Origin of the sequence: Bifidobacterium aerophilum (genome assembly GCF_010667685.1) — a bacterium.
GTDB classification, from domain to species: domain Bacteria; phylum Actinomycetota; class Actinomycetes; order Actinomycetales; family Bifidobacteriaceae; genus Bifidobacterium; species Bifidobacterium aerophilum.
Genome location: NZ_WHZW01000001.1, coordinates 213957 through 238506 on the forward strand (window position 1 = coordinate 213957; position 24550 = coordinate 238506).

At 66.0% G+C, this 24550-nt stretch carries 23 protein-coding genes; 4 read left to right on the forward strand and 19 right to left on the reverse strand.

The window, feature by feature from the left end; all coding sequences use genetic code 11:
• Positions 1–41: 41 nt before the first annotated feature.
• From GFD25_RS00780 to GFD25_RS00830, 11 genes are all read right to left on the reverse strand, one after another.
• The gene (locus tag GFD25_RS00780) at positions 42–980 is read right to left on the reverse strand and encodes a nucleoside hydrolase (RefSeq protein WP_163228966.1); all 939 of its coding nucleotides are present in this window, start codon (positions 978–980) and stop codon (positions 42–44) included.
• Between the two features lies 1 nt (position 981).
• On the reverse strand, positions 982–1836 hold the full coding sequence (locus GFD25_RS00785; protein WP_163228968.1) for an energy-coupling factor ABC transporter ATP-binding protein: 855 nt from the start codon (positions 1834–1836) through the stop codon (positions 982–984).
• A 1-nt stretch (position 1837) separates the two neighbouring features.
• The gene (locus GFD25_RS00790; RefSeq protein ID WP_163228970.1) at positions 1838–2680 is read right to left on the reverse strand and encodes an energy-coupling factor ABC transporter ATP-binding protein; all 843 of its coding nucleotides are present in this window, start codon (positions 2678–2680) and stop codon (positions 1838–1840) included.
• On the reverse strand, positions 2677–3417 hold the full coding sequence (locus GFD25_RS00795; RefSeq protein ID WP_163228972.1) for an energy-coupling factor transporter transmembrane component T: 741 nt from the start codon (positions 3415–3417) through the stop codon (positions 2677–2679). Before GFD25_RS00795 ends, GFD25_RS00790 begins: the two co-directional genes overlap by 4 nt.
• Entirely contained in the window at positions 3414–4019 is a 606-nt protein-coding gene (locus GFD25_RS00800; RefSeq protein ID WP_163228974.1) for an ECF transporter S component, read from the reverse strand. Before GFD25_RS00800 ends, GFD25_RS00795 begins: the two co-directional genes overlap by 4 nt.
• A complete protein-coding gene (locus GFD25_RS00805; RefSeq protein ID WP_163228976.1) occupies positions 4016–5101 on the reverse strand; it encodes an ADP-ribosylglycohydrolase family protein in 1086 nt (361 codons plus the stop codon). Before GFD25_RS00805 ends, GFD25_RS00800 begins: the two co-directional genes overlap by 4 nt.
• Entirely contained in the window at positions 5098–6117 is a 1020-nt protein-coding gene (locus GFD25_RS00810) for a carbohydrate kinase family protein (RefSeq protein ID WP_163228978.1), read from the reverse strand. Before GFD25_RS00810 ends, GFD25_RS00805 begins: the two co-directional genes overlap by 4 nt.
• A 206-nt stretch (positions 6118–6323) precedes the next feature.
• On the reverse strand, positions 6324–7286 hold the full coding sequence (locus tag GFD25_RS00815; protein WP_163228980.1) for a sensor histidine kinase: 963 nt from the start codon (positions 7284–7286) through the stop codon (positions 6324–6326).
• Between the two features lie 359 nt (positions 7287–7645).
• Positions 7646–8518 (reverse strand): ABC transporter permease subunit, encoded by an 873-nt coding sequence (locus GFD25_RS00820; RefSeq protein WP_163228982.1) that lies wholly within the window; start codon positions 8516–8518, stop codon positions 7646–7648.
• Positions 8518–9465, reverse strand: a complete 948-nt coding sequence (locus GFD25_RS00825; protein ID WP_163228984.1) for an ATP-binding cassette domain-containing protein — start codon at positions 9463–9465, stop codon at positions 8518–8520. Before GFD25_RS00825 ends, GFD25_RS00820 begins: the two co-directional genes overlap by 1 nt.
• Before the next feature lie 286 nt (positions 9466–9751).
• Complete coding sequence (locus GFD25_RS00830) at positions 9752–10591, reverse strand: winged helix-turn-helix domain-containing protein (protein WP_163228986.1); 840 nt, start codon at positions 10589–10591, stop codon at positions 9752–9754.
• A gap of 54 nt (positions 10592–10645) precedes the next feature.
• On the opposite strand from GFD25_RS00830, the gene purB reads away from it, so the two are divergent.
• The 3 genes from purB to GFD25_RS00845 all read left to right on the forward strand — a co-directional run bounded on the left by purB (position 10646) and on the right by GFD25_RS00845 (position 15128).
• Positions 10646–12082 (forward strand): adenylosuccinate lyase, encoded by a 1437-nt coding sequence (purB, locus tag GFD25_RS00835; protein ID WP_163228988.1) that lies wholly within the window; start codon positions 10646–10648, stop codon positions 12080–12082.
• A gap of 78 nt (positions 12083–12160) precedes the next feature.
• On the forward strand, positions 12161–14689 hold the full coding sequence (locus tag GFD25_RS00840) for a lysylphosphatidylglycerol synthase transmembrane domain-containing protein (RefSeq protein WP_163228990.1): 2529 nt from the start codon (positions 12161–12163) through the stop codon (positions 14687–14689).
• A gap of 157 nt (positions 14690–14846) precedes the next feature.
• Positions 14847–15128 carry an HU family DNA-binding protein gene (locus GFD25_RS00845; RefSeq protein WP_163228992.1) on the forward strand — a complete coding sequence of 94 codons (282 nt, stop codon included), beginning with the start codon at positions 14847–14849 and terminating at the stop codon, positions 15126–15128.
• Positions 15129–15222: 94 nt separating this feature from the next.
• Here GFD25_RS00845 and pafA read toward each other — a convergent pair whose 3' ends face one another.
• The 6 genes from pafA to GFD25_RS00875 form a co-directional block, all read right to left on the reverse strand.
• On the reverse strand, positions 15223–16680 hold the full coding sequence (gene pafA / locus GFD25_RS00850; RefSeq protein ID WP_163228994.1) for a Pup--protein ligase: 1458 nt from the start codon (positions 16678–16680) through the stop codon (positions 15223–15225).
• Positions 16680–16877 (reverse strand): ubiquitin-like protein Pup, encoded by a 198-nt coding sequence (locus tag GFD25_RS00855; protein WP_163228996.1) that lies wholly within the window; start codon positions 16875–16877, stop codon positions 16680–16682. Before GFD25_RS00855 ends, pafA begins: the two co-directional genes overlap by 1 nt.
• Before the next feature lie 126 nt (positions 16878–17003).
• Entirely contained in the window at positions 17004–17831 is an 828-nt protein-coding gene (locus GFD25_RS00860; RefSeq protein WP_163228998.1) for an inositol monophosphatase family protein, read from the reverse strand.
• A 116-nt stretch (positions 17832–17947) separates the two neighbouring features.
• On the reverse strand, positions 17948–19588 hold the full coding sequence (gene dop, locus GFD25_RS00865; protein ID WP_163229000.1) for a depupylase/deamidase Dop: 1641 nt from the start codon (positions 19586–19588) through the stop codon (positions 17948–17950).
• A complete protein-coding gene (gene arc / locus GFD25_RS00870; RefSeq protein WP_163229002.1) occupies positions 19585–21141 on the reverse strand; it encodes a proteasome ATPase in 1557 nt (518 codons plus the stop codon). Before arc ends, dop begins: the two co-directional genes overlap by 4 nt.
• Positions 21142–21152: 11 nt before the next feature.
• Positions 21153–21863 (reverse strand): DedA family protein, encoded by a 711-nt coding sequence (locus GFD25_RS00875; RefSeq protein WP_163229004.1) that lies wholly within the window; start codon positions 21861–21863, stop codon positions 21153–21155.
• A gap of 38 nt (positions 21864–21901) precedes the next feature.
• On the opposite strand from GFD25_RS00875, the gene serB reads away from it, so the two are divergent.
• The gene (serB, locus tag GFD25_RS00880; protein ID WP_163229006.1) at positions 21902–22597 is read left to right on the forward strand and encodes a phosphoserine phosphatase SerB; all 696 of its coding nucleotides are present in this window, start codon (positions 21902–21904) and stop codon (positions 22595–22597) included.
• A 141-nt stretch (positions 22598–22738) separates the two neighbouring features.
• Here serB and fmt read toward each other — a convergent pair whose 3' ends face one another.
• Both fmt and GFD25_RS00890 read right to left on the reverse strand, forming a co-directional pair.
• Complete coding sequence (gene fmt / locus GFD25_RS00885; protein ID WP_163229008.1) at positions 22739–23710, reverse strand: methionyl-tRNA formyltransferase; 972 nt, start codon at positions 23708–23710, stop codon at positions 22739–22741.
• Positions 23711–23797: 87 nt separating this feature from the next.
• Positions 23798–24511 (reverse strand): HAD family hydrolase, encoded by a 714-nt coding sequence (locus GFD25_RS00890; RefSeq protein WP_163229043.1) that lies wholly within the window; start codon positions 24509–24511, stop codon positions 23798–23800.
• Positions 24512–24550 lie beyond the last annotated feature (39 nt).

The following is a 24550-nucleotide window of genomic DNA, read 5'->3' on the forward strand; positions in this document are numbered from 1 at the left end:
GGCAACACACCGTCGCCCGGCCACGCAACCGTCCCGTCAGATCAGCCCACCGCCCGCGCGTCCAACACGGCGAGCGCGTCGACCAGTCGCGCCACGAACCCTTCCCTGTCCACGTCGGTCAGCACCAGCGCGTTGTCCGGCAACGCCGGCTTGGGACGCGCGTCGACGAACGTCAGCCCGCGAGCCGCGCCTTCGTCGGTCACGACGTCCACATGGCGGCGCTCGCCGTGGAACAGCGACGGGTCGAGCAGGTACTCGACCGCGCACAGGTCGTGGATCGGGCTGTCGACGAAGCCGAACTGGTGTCCGGATTCGCTGTAGAACCTCAACAGTTCGTAGGCGACCTCGCTGATCGGACCGCGTCCGTGCAGACCATCGATCTCGTCGAGCGTGATCTGCGCCCGCTCGGTCACGTCGAGTCCGGCCATCACGATCGGCAGTCCCGACGCGAACACGATGTGCGCGGCCTCGGGGTCGACGTAGATGTTGAACTCGGCCAGCGGCGTGCTGTTGCCGTGGTCGATGCCGCCGCCCATGAGGCTGATCATCTCGATGCGATCCTTGACCTCGGGGAAGGTGCGCAGCAGCAGCGCGACGTTCGTCAGCGGGCCGAGCGCGACGATGGTGACCGGCCCGTCGGCGTCCATGATGAGGTCATGCATGAACGTGACCGCGTTGTCGGAGGCGAGCGGATGGTCGTAGCCGCTCAGCGCGGGGCCGTCCATGCCGCTGTCGCCGTGCGCCTCGGGCGCGCAGCGCAACGGCTTGACGAGCGGGCGGTCCTGTCCCGACGCCAGCGGCACGTCGGAGCCGAGCAGGCCGAGGATGTGCCGCGCGTTGGCGGTGACCTTGGCCAGCGTCTGATTGCCGCCGATCGTGGTGACCGCCAGCACGCGCAGCTCGTCCGTGTTGGCGAGCGCGGTCATCAGCGCGAGCGCGTCGTCGTGGCCGGGATCGCAGTCGATGATCACCTGCCGCATGTCACGCCTCCGCAGCCGACGGAACGGACGCGCCGGGCGCACCGGCGAACGCCTGCGCGTCGCGCGCCAGCAGGTCGTCGATGGTGAGCACGCCGCGCAGGCCGCGGGTCTCGGCGAGCTGGGCGATGTACGGGCGTTGCAGGTTGGCCTGGGCGAGCACCTCGTCGTTCCAGAAGATGTCGGCGACCGGCGCGTCCATCAGCATGTGCTTGTTGGCCATGACGATGCCGCGCCTGAACTCGCGGGCGACGAACTCCATGTCGTGCGTGATGGTGATGACCGTGCGTCCCTGGCCACGGACATGCTCGATGAGACGGCCGAGGCGTTCGGTGCCGGTGCGGTCCTGTCCGGCGGTGGGCTCGTCGAGGATCAGCACCTGCGGGTCCATGACCATGGTCGCGGCGATGGTGACGAACTTGCGCATGGAGAACGGCAGGTCGTAGGGGTGCGTGTCGAGCTCGTCCGTCAGGCCGCACCATTCGGCGGCGTCGCGGACCTTGGCGTCGATGGCCGCGCGGTCGGCGTTCCTGCCGGCACGCTTGACCAGGCCGTAGGCGATCTCCTTGCGCACGCTGTCCTGGAAGATCTGGTCGTTGGGGTTCTGGAACACGTAGCCGACCTTGGCGGCGATCGAGGCGGTGGACCGGCCTTCGGTCGGCTCGCCGTCGACGGTCACGGTGCCCTGCGTGGGCTTGAGCAGGCCGTTCATGAGCTTGACCGTGGTGGTCTTGCCGGCGCCGTTCTGGCCGATGATGGCCACGGCCTCGCCGAGTTCGAAGCTCATCGACACGTGTTCGATGGCGGTGAACCCGTTCGGGTAGGCAAACGTCACGTCGTTCAGTTCGAGGTATGCCATGTCAGCGTCCTTTCCGTTCCTGTGCGGCCGCTTCCTCGACGGTCAGCGGGATGGGATCGTGCCGTCCGAACCGCCGGTTGCGTTCGAGGTAGTAGCGGGCCACCTGCGGCAGCTGTCCGCCGTGGTCGAGCACCGCCGGATCCGTGAGCACCTCGTGCACGGGGCCGTTCATGACGAGCCGGCCGCCGTCGAGCAGCAGCACCTGGTCGCAGTAGCGGGCGATCAGGTCGATCTTGTGTTCGACGAGGATGACGGTCTTGCCCTGGCTCTTGAGCAGTTCGACGATGTCGAAGATGTCCTCGGTGCCCTTCGGGTCGAGCTGCGAGGTCGGCTCGTCGAGGATCACGATGCCCGGGTCGGTGACCAGCACCGCGGCGAGCGCGACGCGCTGCTTCTGGCCGCCGGACAGTTCGAACGGGTTCTTGTCGGCGAGCGCCTCCAGGTGCAGCAGTTCGATCATGGCGTCGACGCGTTCGATCATCTCGTCGCGGGGCACGCCGAGATTTTCGAGCGCGTAGGCGATCTCCTCGCGCACGTTGTCCTTGACGCCGCTCATCTGCGTGAACGGGTTCTGGAAGGAGTAGCCGATCATGGTGGTCAGCTGCGCGTCGTCGAAGTCGGTGACCGGCTTGCCGTCGATCTCGACCGAACCGGTCAGGTCGCCGCGGTAGAAGCGCGGGATGAATCCGCGGATGATGTTGCACACCGTGGTCTTGCCGGAGTCGTTGGCTCCGATGAGCGCGTACGTGCGGCCCTGTTCGATGTCGAACGACATGTCGTCGATCACGTTGTTCGTATCGAGCGGGTACCGGTAGCTGACGTGCTTGAGCGAAATACTGGTCATGCGATCACCATCCACACCACATAGGCGACGAACGCCGCCAGGCACACGATCTGGATGACCGTGTCGACCGGGCGCTTGTCGATCTGGTACAACGAGGTTTTGCGGGCCTTGAACAGGAAGGCGCGCGACTGCAGGGCGAGGGCGCGTTCCTCGGTCTGCTGGATCAGCGAGAGCACGAGGGGGCCGAGCATCGGCACGAACGCCTTCATGCGGGTCATCAGGCTGCCTTCGGTCTCGATGCCGCGCGAGCGTTGCGCGTCGAGGATCGTGGCCGACAGCGCGGACATCTGCGGCACCATCTGGATGGTGGAGATGATCACGAACGTCATCTTCTTCGGGAAGTTGGCGCGTTCCATCGCGTAGACCATGTCCTTGGTGGACGTGACCTGGAAGAACCACATGATGGCCGCGCAGATGGCCGCGATCCTCGACGTAATGCCGAGGCTGGCGGTCAGGCCGGTCTGCGAGAAGCCGATGAACGCCCAGATCGGGGTGGTGTCGTCGTAGCGCACGATGAACACCTGCACGGCGAAGATCAGCACGACGATGAGCAGGATGGACGACAGGTACGCCTTGAGGTACTTGACGAACGTGCCGCTGAACAGGCTGAGCACCGCGAACAGCGGGAACATCGCGTACTGGAACCAGTGGCCGGGAGTGAAGATGCTGGCGATGATCACCAGCAGGATGAAGCAGAACTTGGTGGACGGGTAGAGTTTGCCGATTGCGCTGTTCATGCGAGGGCCTTCCTGTTGCGCACGTACGGCATGCCGTAGTTGAGTTTGACCAGGAAACGGTCGGGCAGGCGGCGCAGGATGATCCAGCTGACGCCGACGTCGATGATCATGGCGGCCATGCCGGTGATGAGGTTGGTCGACAGGACGGACTGCACGAGCGCGCCGCCGGCGGCCAGGAATGCCGCGGTGACCAGGTCGGAGCCGGCGCCGGTGACGCCGCCGAACACGAAGATCGTCACGACTGCCGCGACGGTCGCGGAGCACTCGTTGAGCACGAAGCAGGCCGCGATCGTACCGAAGATGTTGGTGTACCACTTCCAGCGCGACAGGAATCCGGAGACCAGGCCGATGATCATGGACACGAACGCGTAGGCGAACGAAACCGGATTGAGCATGCCGTTGACCACGTTGCCCATCAGGCCGGTCACCAGGCCGACCCACGGGCCGCCGATCATCGACACGAACACCGTGCCGATCTGGTCGATGAAGATCGGGAACTTGAGAATCGTGGACAGCTGGTAGCCGACCACGCTCATCGAGACTCCCACCGGTATGAGCAGCAGGGCAAGCAGCGAGAAATCGTAGCGAATCCCTCGTTTCATTGCGCGCTCCTTTCTGTATGGTTGTGTTCTTCTTCCCCGGCGCCGCACGCGTCGACGAGCGATGTCGCCACGGCGTCGAAATCCACCTGGTTGACTTCTTCGAGCGTGCGGACCGCGTCGTCCGGCAGGTCGAAGCCTAGTCCGGCGCACATCGCGCCGCAGATCGCGCCGATCGTGTCGGTGTCGCCGCCCGCGTTGGCCGCGCATTCGACGGCTCGCCGCAGGTCGCCGCGGTACCGGTACGCGATGCTGACCGCGGCGGGGATCGTCTCGCTCGTTTCCAGGCCGGTGCCCATGAACGAGTACAGCCTCTCCTCGAACCGCGCGTCGTCGCGCTCGCCGTCGGCAAGCTCGCGACCGTAGGCGATGCGGCACGCCAGGTCGGCGCTCGGATAGGCGTGACCGTAGCGCGCCGCCTCGCGCAACGCGTCGTCGATCAGGCCGTACCATTCGTCCCAGTCGACGGTTCCGTCGCCCGTCGCGATGCGCATGCCGTATCCGACGCAGGCGGCCGCAACGGCCGCGCCTTGGATGGCGACGGTCGTGTTGTGCGTGGGGATGCACACGGCGGTCACGTCCGAGACGAGCCGCGGCAGGCCGCGATGGGCGTCGATGATGCCGATGGGCGCGATTTTCATGGCGGCGCCGTTGGTGGTGCCCATGCGTCCGGCCTGATCGAGCGGGACGCCGGCCTTGATCGCCTCAAGCGCCCGCCTGGTGCTTGGCCCGACGGCGAACGCGCTGGTCGGGTCGCGGTCGAGCCAGTCGGTCAGTTCCGCGACGAACAGGTCGGCGTCGATCCTGCCGCCGGTCCTGGTGAGCATGCGGCACAGCATCAGCGTGTTGTCGGTGTCGTCGGTGACCTGCCCGGCGGCGAAATCGCGGTCGAACGGGATGTCGTCGCCGTGCGGACTGGGCAGGAAGCCGGTGACGCGGCCGAACCGCGAGCGGATCTGCGATTGCGTGAGGGTTTCGGTGGGCATGCCCATCGCATCGCCGTAGGCGACGCCGACGAGGATGCGACGGGCGGCTTCATGCCGGCTTACGGCCTGCCGTGCCGATGCGGTCGTGGTTCCGGTCATGCGCGGGCCTCCTCCCGGGACGGTTCCGCAACGCCGGGCAGGCCTCGTTCCGCGATGAACGCGTCGACCTGGCCGGCCGTCGGGGACGACTGCGCGCCGAGCTTCGTGCAGGTCAACGCGGCGCAGGCGGTGGCATAGCGCAGGGATTGCGCCAGCGGATGCCTGCGGACGAGATATTCGGTCATGAACGCGCCAATGAACGAATCGCCGGCGCCGGTGGTGTCGACCGGGTCGATGCCGTATGCGGGGATTTCGGTCCGGCGATCCTGTTCGTCGAAGGCGACCACGCCGCGCTCGCCGAGCGTCAGCACGACCAGGCCGCGGTGGTATTGCCGGATGAACGCCAACTGGCCGTCCACGTCGTCGGTGCCGCTCAGCGCGCGGATCGCCTCCTGGCAGGGCGCGAACACGTCCACATACCGCAGCATGTCCAGCGTTTGCTGTGCCGTGATGCCGCGGCCGGTCACCGAGTCGAGACCGTCCTGGAAGTTGAGCACGACGGTTTTGCCTTGTCGTTTGGCGGTTTCGGCGATCATCGGGGTGAGCGGCGCGGGGTTGAAGTCGAGATAGACGACGTCGGTCTGCGCGATCAGGTCGAACGGGAATTCGGATTCGACGATCGGTCCGGGCAGACGTTCCATATCGCCGACCATCATCTTGCGGCCTTCGGGATCGACGTAGATCAGGCAGGTCGGCGCCTTGTAGTCGCCGGGCCGGCGCACGACCCCGCGATGGTCGATGCCGAGTTTGTCCATGTTGGCGATGAGGAAGTCGCTGTCGGCGTCGTTCGCGAGTTTCGTGACGATGCCCGTGCGCACACCGATCCGGCTGGCCTGCATGAGCACGTTCATGCCACCGCCGCCGTACTGGCGCTGCGTGGACAGCACCGAGCAGAAGCCGTCCAGAACCGGCAGATGGTCCACCTTCGCCACGACGTCGAGGGCGATGCCGCATACGGCGAGGATGTCCGTATGAGCCGCGGCCGGCATCGTCGCGTTCGGTTTCGCTTCGTTCATATCTTCCCTCTCTCCAGTGAGATGAATATGCTATGACTTCACCGTTGCTAAAACGTTACATCATTGTTAAGCACGATGATATAACGTTTTAGCAATTCCGTCAATTCACCATACGATCCCGTCACGCACTGCAGCAATGATCAACGACATGCCGGCCGCGCTGCAACCTATGCGGAATGGGACAGGTCATGGCGAACGGTCGCCTTTTATCCCTGTCGCCCCGGCATCGGTTCAACGGCGATGACGAGCTCGGCCGCTTCCCCGTCGTGGCCACGGACGATGTCGGCGGCCAGATTCAGCCGCATGGATCGGGCGAGCGACTGCGCGACGGCGAGTCCCAGACCGGAGCCGCGTTTGCCGCGCGAATCGTCGGCCTGATAGAACCGATCGAACAGACGGTCGGGGTCGATGTCGGCGGCGGCCTCGTCGCTGATCGGATTGGAGAACGTGACGGCATCCCCGTGTTGTGCGACCGTCGGCGCCCCGCTGCCATGACGCAGCGCATTGGTGACAAGGTTGTCGACGATGCGTCGCAACGCCGTCCGGTCGGCTTCCAACACGAATCGTTCGTCATCGAACGCAACCGTCGGCTCCCACCCGCGTTCCTCGAATTCGGGATAATGACCGACGAGCACTTCCGCCACCAGCGGCTGCACGGCGACCGACTCCAAGTCGAACGTGCGGTCGGGATCGTTCGCCCGCGCATAGGCGAACAACTGGTCGAGCAGGCCGCGCATGTCGTCCAACCGCTGCAATGCCGCTTTCAGGTGCCGTTCGCGACCGTCGTCCCCGGATGACCGCATTCCTGCGGCACCATCCGTCGCCGCGTCTTCGGAAACGCCGGCATCCCCCATAGCCAGCTGGATATGACCCTGCGCGCCCATCAGCGGCGTACGCACGTCATGGGCCAACGACGACAGGTCACGTTGGAACTCCTGCGTCTTGGACATCGCGGCGATGCGTTCGGCCTGTATCTCATCCAGCTGCGCGTTGATCGCCCGAGCCAGCTCACGGCTCGCCCCGCCCGGCAACTCCACGCCCAGCCGCGCGTTGCTCCCCGCTGGCCGATCGCGCAGGAACCCGGCCATTCGCCGCATCTCGCGTCCATACACCGCCGCCCCGATCGCGATCCCTGCGATCAGCCCGACCAGCAGCCCCACAATCACCATGTCTTCATCCTACGTTGTACCGCTCATCGCATGTTCAATCCCCAGCGGTAACCGCGTGGGGCGGCGGGATGCATATTGCGACACGCTCCAGGCCGCTCTGGCCAAGTCTTTACGGTCACAATATGCATCCCGCCGTCCCACGCTCTCTTGCGAACAACCCTTGCGTTTTGCGAAACTCAACCGGAGTTCGGCCCACGTGACTTATCAACGTTACCGAGCGGCCGACAGACATATCCTGTTCACGACCGTATGACTTGGCCGAGCGGCCCGGAGCGTGTCGGGAATAGGATATGTCTGTCGGCCGCGGCCACCGCTGGAACTTCAGCAGATGCGAGTACGTTTTAAGACCAAGCCGAAGCTCAGCACACGTCGCGACGGCGGTTGACGAGGATCGTCGCACCGACGGACAGAACGATCCAGCCGGCGAAGCAGATCAGCGCGTGCGCCCAGACCGGCATGCCGAGCGACATGCCGCCGGCCGTCGTGGCGAACAGACCCGCACCGTCGACATACAGTTTCACGTTGTTCGACGGCAGCCATTGCGCCAGCCGCCCGACCCACGGCGCGTACATGGCGACCGCCGACAGGACGATGTTCAGCATCGATCCCATGATGCCCGCGCCGACGAGCACCGCGGCGGCGACGCCGAACGCCTTGCTGCGCACGATCATCGCCAACGCGACGACGATCAGCACGAATGTGACCACGCCCAGCATCCTCAGCCCGCAGAATCCCAGGTAGACGCCGATGCTTTCCGCATGGCGATACCGGACGCCGAGCGCGAGGCATGACAACTCCAGAGAGACGATCGTCACGACCATGTTCCACACGGCCAGCAGTGCGGACAGCAGCAGCCGGCCGGCAATGTACGGCGTGCGGCCACGACGCCCGGCGATGAGGTTCTTGACGAAACCGGCATCCCAGTCATCCATCACCGCCAGCACGGCTAGCACCGCGACGATCATGGACAGCACGGAACCGTTGCCCAGTCCCGAACTGGACAGCATCGCGGTATGCGAATCCATCATGCGGGCGGATGCCGCCAATCCGGAGACGGCATTGGTCGTGACCGAAATGCCGTCGGTGTCGGTCTGCTCGGCTCCGGCACCGGCGCCGAGCAGCATCAGCGTGGTGAGCAGGCCTGCGGTCAGCAGGACGACCAGTACGGTGACGACCCAGAACTTGCGGCCGTGAATGAGACGATACAGGTCGGAACGCAACAGGTTGAACATCATCGGCTCCCTTCCGTGCGGGCGTCGTCCATGAGGGCGACGAAATAATCCTCCATGTCGCGCGACTTCGCGGACAGTTCGAGGACGGTCTGGTTCGCGTCATGCAGCAGGCGCGAGACTTCGGCCGCATCGAAGCCGCCGCAGATGGTGATCGAACCGTCGGGTTCGGCCGCGAAGCGCACCGGGGCGGCGGGATTGTTCGGCAGACGTTCCTCGAGGATCGCGAGCGCGGTCGCGGTGTCGGCGGTGCGTACGGTGAGGCTGTCTCCGCATTCGGCCTGAACCTGTTCGGCGGTCATTTCACGCACCATATGGCCGTTCGCGATGACGCCGTAGTGGGTGCACATGCGCTCCAACTGGTCGAGCACGTGCGAGCTGACGACGATGGTGATGCCCCGCTGCTGGTTGAGTCGCACGAGATAGTTGCGCATGCTGCGCGCGCCTTCGGGGTCGAGCCCGTTGAGCGGCTCGTCGAGCAGCAGCAGATCGGGGCCGCCGACAAGGGCGAGCGCGAGTCCGAGACGCTGCTTCATGCCGAGCGAGAATCCGCCGGTCTTCTTGCGGCCGGTGTTGCCGAGGCCGACCTGATCGAGCAGGTCACGGCAGACGGGTTTCGGGTCGGCCACGCCAAGCGCGAGCGCCTGCGCCATCATCGTGTCGAAGGCGCTCATGTGCGGCAGCAGGCCGGGGTTTTCGATCAGTGCGCCGACGCGCCGCACGCCGCCGGACGCGTGGGCGGTTCCGTGGCCCGCGTGGCCGAATACCGTGATCTCGCCGTCGTTCGGCATGGCCAGTCCGGCGGTCATCTTCATGACGGTGGACTTGCCGGCGCCGTTCTTGCCGACGAATCCGTAGATCGCGCCCTGCGGCACGGTCATGTCGAAATGGTCGATCACGCGTTTGCCGGCGTACTGTTTGGCAAGCGATCGTATGCGTATCGCGTCCATCGCCGTTCCTTTCCCTCAGTGTTCCGGATGATGCCCCTCACTGTACGGAACGGATCTTGCGCAATCGCCACGCGCCTCATGCGAGAGTCTCACGAAAGTCTTGCGAAAGTATGACGATCCACGGCTCGACGCTTGCCTCCCCGGAAACTTTCACTATGTTCGCATCGATCACGACACCACTTCGAACATAGTGACGATTGGACCGCCAAAATCCTCACTATGTTCGCATCGATGCGTCGATAGCTCGAACATAGTGAAGGTTCGTCGCATACCTCACGTCGCGCGCTCACACGTCAAGCTTGAAGCCGAGTCCCCAGACGGTCCTGATGTATGACTCGGTGCCGGAGGGCTTGAGCTTGGCGCGGATCTTACTCACATGTGCGGTGACGGTGTTGTCGTCGACCATGTACGGCTCTTTCCAGCACAGCTCGTACACCTGCTGTTTGGTGAAGACCGTGTTGGGATGCGCCATGAGCAGTTCGATGATGTTGAACTCGGTGTTGGTGAGCGCCACCGGCTGCCCGTCGACGACGAAGGTGCGGGCGGCGGGGTCGAGCGTCCAGCGGCCGGCGGCGAGAAGCCGTGCGCGGTCGTCCGCGGTTGCGGAACCGCTCGCTCCCACGGCCGGTTGCGCCGATGATCCCTTCGTCAGGGCAGACCGGGCAGTGTCGAGATCGGATCGAGCCGCGGTGGGTGAGCCGCCATACCCGTAGCCGCGCCCGCGTAGCTGGGCCTGCACCCGCACGACGAGCTCGTCCAGATCGAACGGTTTGACGAGATAGTCGTCGGCGCCGAGTTTCAGCAACGCCACACGATCGGCGACGGTGTCACGCGCGGAGATCACGATGATCGGCACGCCCGCGCCACGCTCGCGCAGCATCGTCACCAGCTTCTCCCCGCTCAATCCGGGCAGCATGAGATCGGTGACGATGCAGTCGAACCCGCAGTCGGCAACGTTGCCGGCGTCAGGACGATCAGCCGACGATCCCGCACGATCCAGCAGCAGTCGCGCCTCCGATCCGGAGTACGCGGCCGTGCAGTCGTATCCGGCACGCTCCAGACGCGTGCAGGCCACCTCGTTGATGTCCGCATCATCCTCGATCACCAGTATTCGCGCTTCGTTCACAGTCAATCAGCATACGACACCGCCCGGTTCACGGCTGGAAGTACCCTAGAATCCATGAAGCTTACTGACATTTCCCCCGCAATCGCACTGACCCCGCTTGACGGTCGCTACCACAACGCCACCGCCCCGCTCGTCGAATACCTGAGCGAGCCGGCCCTCAACCGCGAACGCATGCGCGTCGAGGTCGAATGGATGATCCTGCTGGCGAACGGCTTCGACGGCAACGGCAACCAGCCGATCATCGACGGCGTCAAGCCGTTCACCGAAGCCGAGAAGGCGTTCCTGCGCGCGATCCCCGAGGACTTCGGCGCCGAGGGCATCAGGCAGCACGCCGAGCACGAGGCCGTCACCCATCACGACGTGAAGGCCGTGGAGTACTACATCGACGACCAGATCGACAAGGCCCCGGAAGAACTCGTCAACATCAACGACGCCCTGAAGACCCTCGTGCACTTCGCGTGCACGTCCGAGGACATCAACAACCTGTCCATCGCCCGCTGCGTGAAGAACGCGATGGAGAACGTGTGGACCCCGGCGTTCAAGGAGATCATCGACCACCTCGCCGACAAGGCCGAGGAGTACAAGGACAAGGCGCTGCTGTCCCTCACCCACGGCCAGCCGGCCACGCCGACCACGCTCGGCAAGGAGCTTGCGGTCTACGTCTACCGCCTGAACCGCCAGCTCAGGCACATCGAAAACCAGGAGTACCTGGGCAAGATCAACGGCGCGACCGGCACGTTCGGCGCGCATCTGGCCGCCTGCCCGGACGTCGACTGGATCGCCGTCTCCCGCGAGTTCGTCACGAACCGCATGGGCCTGACCTGGAACCCGCTGACCACGCAGATCGAATCCCACGACTGGCAGGCCGAACTGTACTCGACCGTCTCCCATGCGAACCGTATCATGCACAACCTGTGCGTGGACGTGTGGATGTACATCTCGCGCGGCGTGTTCGCTCAGGTGCCGGTCAAGGGCGCGACCGGCTCGTCCACGATGCCGCACAAGGTCAACCCGATCCGTTTCGAGAACGCCGAGGCGAACTTCGAGATCTCCTGCTCGCTGCTCGACACCCTGTCGGCCACGCTCGTGGAGTCCCGTTGGCAGCGCGATCTGACCGATTCGACCACGCAGCGCAACATCGGCTCCGCGCTCGGCTACTCGCAGCTGGCCCTGTACAACCTGATGGGCGGCCTGAAGTCCATCCACCCGAACGACCATGTGATCTCGCGCGAGCTGGACGAGAACTGGGAGGTGCTGGGCGAGCCGATCCAGACCGCGATGCGCGCCTGCGAGCTGCGCGGCCTGCCCGGCATGGACAAGCCGTACGAGAAGGTCAAGGAGCTCATGCGCGGCCACGAGATCAACAAGGAACAGGTCGAGCAGTTCATCGACCAGCAGTCCTTCGACCCCGAAACCGCCGCGCGTCTCAAGGCGCTCACCCCGGCCACGTACACGGGTGTGGCGAGCAAGCTGGTCGCGTTCGACCGCTGACCATCCCGGTCCGGCCGGGCCTGATTCGACGGCCGCGGCCGGCCCACCACAACATACAGCCAATCGCGAAGGGCTCTGATGACCGATCAGAAACAAGCGACCGATTCCGCCGACGAGATCACCGTCTCGCCGGCGGAATCGCGTTTTGCGCACATTGCATCATCCGCAACATCACCTGAGGGCGACACGCCCGATGCTCCGCTCATCGAGGACGTGCCGCCGAAACGCATCCACGATTTCGGCGATCTGCTGCGCGCCGGCGCCTCCGTGCTGCTCGCCGCCGTGGCGATGCTGTCGGCCATGTACCTGCGCGGCATCACCATGGGCGTCGAATCGGACGCGCATACCGCCGGACAGGCGCTCAACTGGATGGTCGACCTGCCGACCACGCTGCTGCAGCAGCTGGCGATCGTCTCGATCGTCGTGATGGTGGTCGCGCAGCTGCTGATCGGCCGCGCGTGGATGCAGGCGGCGCTGTCGGTGCTGGCGTTGTTCGGCGGTCTGGGTGCGGCGTGGGGCATCTCCCTTGCCGTGTCCCGTTTCGGCGACGGCACGCTGGTCGCGGCGCTCAGTTCGCCGAACAGCTGGACCGGTTCGAGCCTGCTGCCGGATTTCTACGCCGGCGCCGCGGCATTGCTGACCTCGGCGGGTCCCCGGCGCACGCGCTCCACCGTCAAATGGGGCTGGAACATCCTGTACACCGTGGCGGCGTTGCTGGTCCTGCTGTCGGTCAATTCCGTGGCCGGAGTGCTGGTGTCGTTCGCCGCGGGCCGTCTGATCGGCATGCTGCTGCGGTTCACGGTCGGCACGAAGAACCAGGGCGTGTGGGGCGCGGAGCTGGCGCAGACCCTGTCCGGCATCGACCTGCATCTGGTCCGCCTGTCGCGGCATATCGACAGCGATGATCCGGCGGCGGGCGGCGTGTCCCGGGTGTCGTTGGACGACGATCTGGTCGAACGCTCGCGTCGGTATGACGCCGAGGACGATCGCGGCCGGCATTTCGTGATCTCGGTGCTGGACAGCCAACTGCATACCGCCGGCTACATGCGCCAGCTGTGGCGGTGGATCCGGTTCACGGGCGTATCCACCAGGCGCGACCGTTCCCCGCGCGAGGCGACGCAGCACCATATGGCGATGCTTCTGGGACTCAAGAACTGCGGTCTGCCCACGCCGCGCGTCTACGGCGTGGCCGACACCGGCGAATCCTCGATCCTGGTGCTGCAGGGCAGCGATGCGATCCACGAATGCAATCGCAACACGATCAGCGACGAGGACGCGGTCGCGCTCATGCGGTTCCTGTCGGTGGCGAACCGTCGCGGGTACACGCATCGGCGCATCACACCGGACACGTTGGCGCGGCTGGAGTCCGGCACGCCGATCATCGCCGGCTGGCAGAACGGCGACGACGCGAGCACGCCGGCGAACGTGGCGCTTGACCAAGTGCAGCTGCTGTCGCTGCTGGCGGCACTGATCGGCCCCGAACGCGCGGTCGCCGCCGGTCGCCACGTATGGGGCGTCGACACGCTTGCCGAACTTATTCCGTTCGTGCAGAAGGCGGCGGTGCCGAAGGCGACGCGCGCTCTGGACGGCTGGGATTCCCGTCTGCTCGACGACCTGCGTGCCCGGCTGCGCGATCTCGCGCCGCAGGATACGGCCGAGACGGTCGAACCGGTCACGCTGTCACGGTTCAGCCTGCGTTCGTTCATCGGCATGGCGTTGCTGGTCGTGGCCGTATCGGTGGTGTTCACGCAGCTCAAGCCCGACGAGGTGATCCATGCGGTGCGCAACGCGAATCCGGCGATGGCCGCCATCTGTCTGCTGTTCGGCCTGGTCGCCTGGCTCGGTTCGTCGTTGGAGCTCGGCGCGTTCATGGAGCGCGACCGACGCGACCCGGTGGGCGTGTTCATGTCGCAGGTCGCGCAGAGCTTCGCGATGGTGTCGATGCCGGCCGGTGTGGGGCCGGCGTTCGTGAACCTGCAGTTCCTGCGCAAAAGCGGGTATCGCAATACGACGGCGACGGCGCTGATGGGCGCGGTGCTCGTGGTGTATTACGCGGGTACCGTGCTGCTGACGGTGATCGTCGGCCTGTTCACTGGCAGCGACGCGCTGAGCAGCATGATCCCGACCAATACGCTGATCGTGGTGCTCGGCATCGTGCTGATGGCGTTCGCCGTGGCGATGATGATACCGCCGGTACGCCGTTTCGTCGCCGGAACCGTGCTGCCGCTGGTCCGCACGTACGCGCGCCAGCTGGCCGATACGCTGTCGGATCCGGCGAAGCTGCTGCCGAGCATCGCGGGCATGCTGGTGCTCAACATCGCCACCGGCCTGGGATTCTGGGTGGCGTTGCTCGCGTTCGGTCAGATGACCAATCCGATCGAGACGTTCTTCATCTTCATGATCGCCAATGCGGTCGGCTCGTCGGTGCCGACCCCGGGCGGCCTGGGCGGCGTCGAGGCGGCGCTGACGGTGTCGTTCGGCGCGATGGGAGTGCCTGCGGGCGTGGCGTTGTCGGCGACGCTGCTGTACCGCGTGGTGTTCTTCTGGGTGCGTATTCCGCTCGGCGCGGCCGCGATGCGCTGGCTTGACCGGCGCAATCTCATCTGATGCCCTGTCGGAGCGCAAATGTGCCCCCTTCGGGGCAAATTCACGCGAAAACCCTTGAAAATGGCGGCATTTGACACGATCGTGCGCTATTATTCAGTATGAACGTGTGGATGGTTCGACCTAGGAGGACCATCCCCTGACTCAAGAAGGATGCTTTATGGCATACAACAAGTCTGATCTCGTCTCGAAGATCGCCCAGAAGTCCAACCTGACCAAGGCCCAGGCCGAGGCGGCTGTCAACGCTTTCCAGGACGTGTTCATCGAGGCCATGCAGTCCGGCGAAGGCCTGAAGCTGACCGGTCTGTTCTCCGCTGAGCGCGTCAAGCGCGCCGCCCGCACCGGTCGCAACCCGCGCACCGGCGAGACCATCGAAATCCCGGCCACCTACGGCGTGCGCATCTCCGCCGGCTCCCTGCTGAAGAAGGCCGTGACCGAGTAAGTTTTCCGGCACTGCCGCTTCTCGGCAATGGCAGACGAGAATAAGCCCCGACCATGGAGGTCGGGGCTTTTGCATTATGGGCAGGGCACAAGGCCTACAGGGCCCGCATGAGCCGTTCGTAGTCCTCGGTCGGCTCGGCGCGGAACGGGTCGAGGATTACGGCCTCGTGATGCGAGGAACCGGCCAGCGTCAGCCGCGTCCAGTCGCAGGAGAACTGCGCGCCGGCATCCAGCGCCGCGGCGACGAACCGGCCTCGCAGCGCGGCGCGGGTGTCGGACGGCGGCTCGGTCAGCGCCCGTTGCGCCTCCGATTCGTCCAACAGGCGCCGGATGGCGCCGCGACGCAGCATCGACTCGTACAGCGAACCGTTCGCGATGTCGTGATAGTCCATGTCAAGCTGTTCGAGCTTCGACTGCGCGATCCGTCCGTGACGGGCGTGCAGGGCGTCGAACAGGCGCAGTTTCGCGGCCCAGTCGACGCGGTCGGCCAGTTCGTCGCCGCGCCCGTCGGCGAGCAGTCCGAGCACGTCCCGCCATTGTTCGAGCGCATGCCCCGCGCCGTCCCGCGGCATCGCCTCATCCATTGCCCGAGCATGATCGGCCATGAACCGTTCCACGATCCGCAGATAGCCGCGTTGGATGTCGAGCGCGCCCATCTCGCGTCCGTCGGCCAATGCCAGACGGGCCGTGCGACAGGTCAGGTCGCCGCTGACCGCACGGTTGGCCTCGCCGGGATCGGCCAGCGCGAACGCCTCGAAACCGCTGGGCTTGCCAAGTCGGGCCGATTCCTCGATCACGCACAGCACGAGATGCGTCACGGCGAGTTTCATCCATGTCGCCCATTGCGAACGGTTGGAGTCCCCGATGATCACGTGCAGTCGGCGGAACTCCTCCGGATCGGCGTGCGGCTCGTCGCGCGTGTTGACCATCGGCCGCGAACGCGTGGTCGCCGAGGAGATGGCCTCGTCCAGATAGTCTGCGCGCTGCGTGATCTCGAACCCGTCGCCGGTCACGCGCCCGGCGCCCGTATACATCTGCCGGGTGATGAGGAACGGCAGCAACTCGTGCTCGACCTGTTCGAGCGAGACGAACCGGCGCACGAGATAGTTTTCGTGGCATCCGAACGAGTGGCCGGCCGAGTCGGCGTTGTTCTTGAACACGTGCACGCGCAACGCCTCGCCGTGGCCGGATTCGCGCAACCGTTCCTGGGCTTGGGCGGCAAGCCTGCGCATCACGAGTTCGCCGGCCAGGTCCTGCGCAAGCGCATCCGTCGGGCATCGTGCCTCGGCGGTCGCGTATTCGGGATGCGAGCCGACGTCGAGGTATAGCCGCGAACCGTTGGTCAGATACGTGTTCGTGGAACGTGAACGCGACACGATCGGGCGGAACATCATCATCGCGACCTGACCGGCGTCGATCGGCCGGTCGGCACCGGTCACGGAAACGCCGTATTCGGTCTCCACGCCGAAGATGCGCGCGAATCCCTCGAACTGCGGGGATTGCGCCACGGCCGCCTCACGGCCGCTGTTGCCGCTGTCGCGCAGCTGCGGCATCACTCGCCGCCTTTTTGCACGAAGCTGTTCACGTACTCCTCGGCGTTGGTCTCCAGCACGGATTCGATGTCGTCGAGCACCGAATCGAGCACGTCGCCGCTGGCCTCGGCTTCCGTGGCCTTGACGCGCGTCGTCTCCTGCTCGACCTGCTCGCCCGCCGAATGCGCGGCCTGCGCCTGGTCGAATTCCTGAGGCATCGCTCCTCCTTTTGGTCATCCTATATAGTCATCGGGCTCCCCCACGGCATGTGGGGAAGCCCGTCATGGTCCATGCGCGGCCGGAAGGACCGGCCGCACGTCCGATTCTCGCGAGGCGCGGAACCGTCACTGCAGGTACGGTCGCAGCTCGTCGATGATCAGCCCGTTCGAGGCCACGATGTCGTTGCCGCGGCGCCAGTGCACCGGACCGCCGCGCCAGGTACGCAGCTTGGCCTGCGCCTCCCAGCATACGACCGCGCCGGCGGACACGGCCGGAACGTCCCATTTGTGCAGGTGGGGCTCGAAATAGGCGTCGTACGTGCCGTCCGCCACCTTGCACAGGTCGAGCGAGGCCGGTCCGATGCGCTTGATGTCGGCCGGCTGGCCGGCGATCGCGCTCACCGCGGCCAGGGCGCGCTTCGACTCGGCCGGAACGTACGACATGCCGTAGCTGACGACCGAGCCTTCGAGATGGGCGGTGGTCGACGGCATGACCTTCTCGCGCTTGTCGCCGATCGGCGTCTTGCGGATGCGGATCGCGCCCTGACCTCGCGCGGCCAGATACGTCAGTCCCAGGCCGGGCGCGTGCACGACGCCGAGGATCGGCTGCGCGGAACCTTCCTCGTTGAATTCGAACAGCGACACCGTGATCGCCCACTCGGGCATGTTACGCGTGTAGTTGATGATGCCGTCGATGTTGCCTACGCACCAGTAGCGTTCGCCCGGATGGCATTCGGCGGGACGGTCCTGCCACTGGCCGTCGAACGTTTCCACGTATGACAGTCGGTTGACGATGAACCGCGTGAGACGGTCGTCGACGTCCAGCGTGGACGGCTTGTCCTCCGCCAGATGCAGTCCCTTGAGATCACGCGGGTTCATCTGGTCGCCAAGGGCGTGCCGTCCGGCGTCCTGGGCGATGCGCGCCACTTCCAAGGCAAGTTCTCTCAGTTCCATGCGTCTCCTCGTTCGATCGGGTTCCATGCGTGTGCTGCGGTCTCCATGGTGTCAGGGGCACGGCTCCCCGCCGTCTTCCTCTCCGCCCCTGTCAGGCATTCGGTTCCATGATGATTTTATCTGGAGTTGGCGATGATCGCAGAGAGCCTCGACAGGGTTTCGGCCGCGCTCGAACATTCATCCACAATCCGTTCACACGCTGTTCGACCGAAACGCAGCGGCTCGGACATGTCCAGCGTGAACAGGTCGGACTGCCGGACGCGCGGCCGGCTGGCGTTGCCGTACAGGTCGATGTCGTCGTCCGCCTCCGGATGCGCCCGCACGGTCAGATGCGACCACGATGCGGCGACGACCTGCTCGGGATACCGCCGCACGATCGCGGCGCGCAGCCAGGCGCGCGTATCGTCCGGCGCATGCTCCGCCGCCGCGGCGACCTCGGCATCCGCATTGACGCGTTCCGTATGCGAGCGCAGCTTCTCGAACACGCAGGAGGACGGCTCAAGCGCGGCCCAGCTCAGGTCGAGGGCGGCGAGCCTTGGATCGGCCCATGTCACGCCCCGCTTGCGGCGCAGCTTCTCGAGCAGCTGCCATTTGAACAGCCACTCGACGCGTCCTGCCTCGTTCGACATCGTCAGACGTTCGTCGGCGTCGGCGTGCCGGATCGCCCCCGTATCGGCGAGCGCCTGCCCCCACATCGCCATGACCGAACGGGTCTGCCGATCCGGCCATGCCGGCTCGCCGCTCGTATCGGTGCCGTGGACCATCGCGGCGACCGCATAGACGGCGGAACGCAGCGTGACCTGCATCTGCCATGCGGTCGTCGTGCCGCCGTGCTCCAACGGCAGAGCCGCGGCAAGCGTCAGGTCGTGCGACACCGTGTGCATCGCGTCGACCGGATCGGCCAGTTCCAGCCGATCCAGCAGATCGGCGAGGTCGAGTCCCGCCTCGTCGGCGTGTTCGGCCGTCCACAGCAGCATCGAGGTCGTACCGAGCTTGAGCGCCTGCGGCACATCCATGCGGTTCGCGTCGCCGACGATCACATGCAGGCGCCGGTACTCGTCGGTGCTGTGCGACTCGTCGCGCGTATTGATGATCGGACGGTCGAACGTGGTCTGCAGGCCGACCTTCATATGGATGTAGTCGGCGCGCTGGGACAGCTGGTAGCCGGCCGTCTCGCTGCGTTCCCCGATCCCGACGCGGCCCGATCCGACGTAGATCTGCCGCGAGACGAAATGCGCGGTCATCAGGCGCGCGACGATGTCGAACGGCACGTCGCGGCGCGTCATGTAGTTCTCGTGCGTGCCCCAGCTGGCGCCTTTGCCGTCCACGTTGTTGCGGTGCAGCACGATCGGCGTGCCGGTGCGTTCGGACGCGCGGCGGGCGGCCTCGCGCATGATGAGGTCTCCGGCATGGTCATAGCGCACGGCTTCGAACGGGTCGGTGGTTTCCGGTGCCGAATACTCGGGGTGTGCGTGGTCGACGTAGACGCGGCCGCCGTTGGGTGCGATCACGTTGACGATGTTGAGCTGGGGCGCGTCGGTGAGCATGTCGGGGCGTGCCGCGGCACGTTCGAGCCGCGTGCCGCGCATGTCGTTGACCGGATCCTCCTGCCGATAGTCCCATCGGATGTGCGCGTTCGCCTCGTTCGCGGCAGCGCCGACCACGTCGAACGACAGCCGCACCGGATTCGCGTGGGCGCCGTCCGCCCGGGACACCGCGTATTCGGTTTCCGTGCCCATCACCCGTATCACGCTCATTGTTCCGTATCCTTTCCCTTCACGGCGCGGATGCGCGTGACGTGTCCGGCATCCAGTCCGTTGATGCGGCTCCACTGCTGAGGGTCGGCGTCAAGCACGGAATCGCGTGTCTCGACGAATTCGTCCTCGACCGCGGAGCCGAGCAGCGCCGCGTTCAGCGCGACCGGCGAGCCGGATTCGATCGACGCCTTGACGGCCTTCGTCTTCGCCCGGTCCACGATGTTCTTGAGCATCGCGCCCGACGCCACGTCGGCGAGGAACACGGCCGACCATGCGCCGGCGTCGTTGCACACGTCGCACAGGTGACGGCGCTCGGAGCGTTCGTAGATGTCACGCACGAGCATCCGGATCAGCGTGTCGGCGTCCACGGCGGCGTCCAACGGCAGGTCGTCGGTCAGGTAATGCCGCACGATGGACGCGGCCTGTTCGACGCCCGGCCGTTCCACGTGGATCTTCACGTCGAGACGTCCCGGGCGCAGCACTGCCGGGTCGATCATGTCCACACGGTTCGAGGCTCCGATCACCATCACGTTGTCGAGTCGTTCGACGCCGTCGAGTTCGGCCAGGAACTGCGGCACGATCGTCGTCTCGACATCCGAGGAGACGCCGGAGCCGCGCGTGCGCAGCAGCGAGTCCATCTCGTCGATGAACACGATGACCGGCCTGCCGTCGGCGGCGCGTTCGCGAGCGCGTTTGAAGATCATGCGGATCAGCCGTTCGGATTCGCCGACGAACTTGTTGAGCAGCTCCGGTCCCTTGACCGACAGGAACACGCCGGTCCCGTTGCCGGATCCTTCGGCGAGCGCGTGGGCGACGGCCTTGGCGATCAGCGTCTTGCCGTTGCCGGGCGGGCCGTACAGCAGCACGCCCTTGGGCGGCGTCAGATCGTAGCGTTCGAACAGCGCGCGGTGCAGGAACGGCAGCTGCACGGCGTCGCGGATGCGTTCGATCTGCGGTTCCAGTCCTCCGATGTCGTCGAAGGTCACGTCGGGCGTCTCCTCAAGCACGAGGTCCGTGTCGGATTCCTCGGGCAGCACCTCCAGCGCGATGCGGTTCGATGGGTCGACGGTGACGCGGTCGCCTCGTCTGATCACGGCCGTGGCGAGGGCGGTGGACCGCCGTACCAGTTGCGGATTGCCGGCGGCGTCGGCGGCGATCAGCCGGCCGTCGTCCAGCGTCTCCCGGACCGTGCGGACCGAGCCGAGCAGATCGGGGCCGCGCTGTTCGACGAGCACCATGTTCTCGTTGAGCATGACCGTGTTGCCGGCGGCCAGCCTCGCCGCGTTCACGTTCGCGGCGACGGGCACGACCATGCGGCGCGCTCCGGCGATCACTTCGGCGCTGGCGTGCTGCACGCCGTCCTCGTCGGTGCGGGTCGAGTCGAGCGCGACCATCGTGGCGAAGGTGAGCGGCGGTTGCGCCAGCTGCGCGAGCTGCGACTTGGCCTTCGTCAGTTCCTTGCCGGCACGCGTCAGCGCCTGGGCGAGCGCGTGGTTCTTCTCCATCAGTCGGTCGTTGAGCGCCGCCAGTTCCTCGGTCGTCCGTTCGGCCATGTCCCCTCCGATCACTGCCGTTCGTTCATGTTGCGTGCACGCATCATGCTACGGATCTTGCGGGCCGCGAACACGACGATGACCACGATGAAAACGACGATGACCGCATCCTCGAACACGCCGAGCGCGCCCTGGATCGAGCACCACCGGTCGCCGAGCAGGTAGCCGGCGGACACGAGGATCGTGTTCCATACCGCCGATCCGAGCAGCGTCCAGCCGGTGAACTGCATGAAGTTCATGCGGTTGAACCCGGCGGGGATCGAGATCAGCGAGCGCACGACCGGGATCACGCGGCCGATGAGCACGGACCAGGTGCCGTATCTGGTGAACCAGTCGTTGGCCTTGTTCACGTCGTTGCGGCTGACGCCCGGAATCACGTCGGCGGCCCGGTGGATGCGGGCCAGGCCGACCCAGCGCGAGATGCCGTACAGCGCCCATGCGCCGAGCACGGATCCGACGGTGGCCCAGACGATCGCCTCGACGAGGTTCAGCGTGCCGCGGGCGGCGGTGAATCCGGCGAGCGGCAGGATCACTTCGCTGGGGATGGGCGGAAAGATCGATTCGAGGGCGATGGCGAGCGCCACGCCGATGCCGCCCACCGTTTCCATGAGGGTCACGAGCCAGTTCGTGATCATGCCGATCAGGCCGGTTTCGCCCGTCGTGCAGACGGGGATGTCGTTGGCGGCGAGCAGCAGTCCAGCTGCGGTCCCGGAAAAAGTCATAGGGGTCATTGTCCCAACGTTTTTCGACAATCAAAAGCATGCTTGACGAAACATTGCAGGATCTTGACACGCCGACGCCCGAGGGGGACGTGCCGACGCTCGCCGAGCCCGGCCTGCTGGTGATGGACGTGGATTCCACGCTGATCGACGAGGAGGTCATCGACCAGCTGGGCGAGGCGGCCGGATGCGGCGCCGAGATCGCCGCGGTGACCGAACGGGCGATGCGCGGCGAACTGGAGTTCTGCGAGGCGCTGCGCGCACGGGTCGCGCTGCTGCGCGGCCTGCCGGTTTCGGTGTTCGACACGGTGTACGAATCGCTGCATTTCACGCGAGGCGCGCTGGAGCTCATCGACGAGCTGCACGCGCACGGCTGGAAGGTCGGCGTGGTGTCGGGCGGGTTCCATGAGGTGGTGGACCGGCTGGCGGACGAAGCGCATATCGACTACTGGCTGGCGAACCGGCTGGAGGTCGCCGATGGTCTGCTGACCGGCCAGGTGGTCGGCGACATCGTGTGCAAGACGGTGAAGCTGCACGCGTTGCAGGCGTGGGCGAAGCGCGACGGGGTGCCGATGGGCCAGACCGTGGCCGTGGGCGACGGCGCGAACGACATTCCGATGATTCAGGCCGCCGGGCTCGGCATCGCGTTCTGCGCGAAGCCGAAGACCCAGCTGGCCGCCCATCACGCCATCAACGAGCGCGACCTTACCCAGGTCCTTCCCCTCCTGCGTCCCTGAGCCCCCAAGTCGTCAAGCCTCCGAGCCACACACGTGGCCGCATATGCCAGTGGCGGGTTTCGCTCGCCGACGAGCAGGTCAGCGAGCGAAAACCGCCACGCGTCGAACGGCGCCTGAGCGCCGCATCCGAACGCCACACCGCTACGCGCAGTGGGCGTCGGCGGCAAGGCGGGCGCCTCGTGCCCAGTCGGCGGCGCGCATGGCCTTCTTGCCCTGCGCCTTGACCTCGAGCAGTTCAAGCGGATCGGACAGGGTGCCGACCCACACGTTCTTCTTGCCGGCCGCGATCACGCCGGGAGCCAGGCCGGCCGGCACGTGCGGGTGTTCCATGTCGGCCGGCTGCGCGCGCAGCACGTGCAGGGTCGTCGGTTCGGCGCCATCCGCATCGTCCGCGTGCAGCTCGCACCACGCGCCTGGGTTCGGCGTGCATGCGCGGATCTGGCAATCGACGTCGTTGACCGGCGCGTCGAAAATGATGTGCGCGCTGTCCACGGTGATCTTTTCGGCTTTCGCGTATTCGCCTTCCTGCTGCGGCACCGCGGCAGCACGCCCGGCCTCCACGGCCTCCATCGCGCGTACCAGCACGTTCGATCCGACCTGCGCGAGACGGTCCAGCAGTTCGCCGGCCGTCTCGTGCTTGCCGATCTCGGTTTCCAGCTGGGAGACGATCGGACCGGCGTCCATGCCGCGCGTGATGCGGAACACGGTCACGCCGGTGGACCGGTCGCCGGCCCAGATGGCCCGCTGCGCGGGGGCCGCGCCGCGCCACTTGGGCAGCATGGAGAAATGCAGGTTGTACCAGCCGAGCGGCAGCGCGTCGAGCACCGGCTCCTTGAGGATCTTGCCGTAGGCGACGACCGCGGCGGCCTGCGCGCCGGTGGCGATCAGCTCGCTGATGAAGCAGTCCTCGGACGGATCGGATTCGATCACCGGCAGGTCGAGTTCGATCGCGGCCTGCTTGACCGGGCTCGGCGTGAGCCTGCGGCCGCGTCCGGTCGGCGCGTCGGGACGGGTCAGCACGGCCACGATCTCGACGTGTTCGGTGTCGGCGGCCAGCGCGCGCAACGACGGCACGGCCACATCGGGGGTTCCCGCAAACAGAATCTTCAGCAAATCATCACTCCTTAACGCTCATGCCCTCTGTCACGGCATGTCATTCATCGCATATCGATCGGATACCGTGTGACCCGCGGCGCCGTGCTAACGCACGCTGCTGACGCCGGGGATGTCCACGCCCTGTCCGATGAGGATCTCGCGCAGCTTGCGCGGGTCGGAGAACCTGACGCCGCGGATGCCGGCCTCGTTCGCGCCGACGATGTTCATGGCCTTGTCGTCGACGAACACGCTGCCGGACGCCTCGATGCCGAACCGACGAAGGGCCTCGTCGTAGATGTCGCGGTGCGGTTTGCGCAGCTTCACGAATCCGGACACGAGCTTGCCGTCGAGGTGCCGCAGGATTCCGCAGTTCTCCTCGGCGCAGTGGAACAGGGTCTTCTCCCAGTTCGACAGGCCCCACACGCCGATGCCGGCCGCCTTGAGGTCGTCGACGAGCACGCGCATGCCCGGAACGACGCCGGTGAGCGAGTCCTCGAAATTGTCGATGTAGTAGCGCAGGATGCCGGCCCACTGCTCGCCGTGGGTCTCGCCCATCCATGCGATCGCGGCGTCCGGCTCCTCGCCGCCGTCCATCATGTCGTTCGCGTCGTAGAATCCGGAAACGTCGTTGTCGAGGAACCGGTCGATCGTCTCCTGATCGTAGCGTGCGACCAGCGCGGAGGCGGGATCCCAGTAGATCAGCACGTTGCCGAAGTCGAAGATCACGTCGGTGATCGGCTTGCCCGCGGCCGACGCGGCATTGCCGTCCGCCACCAGCACGTCGTGTTCCATGTCGGGTTCGCCCGGCCAACCTTTCATATCGTCCTCCAATCGCCATGACCGTTCGGTCGATTCCAT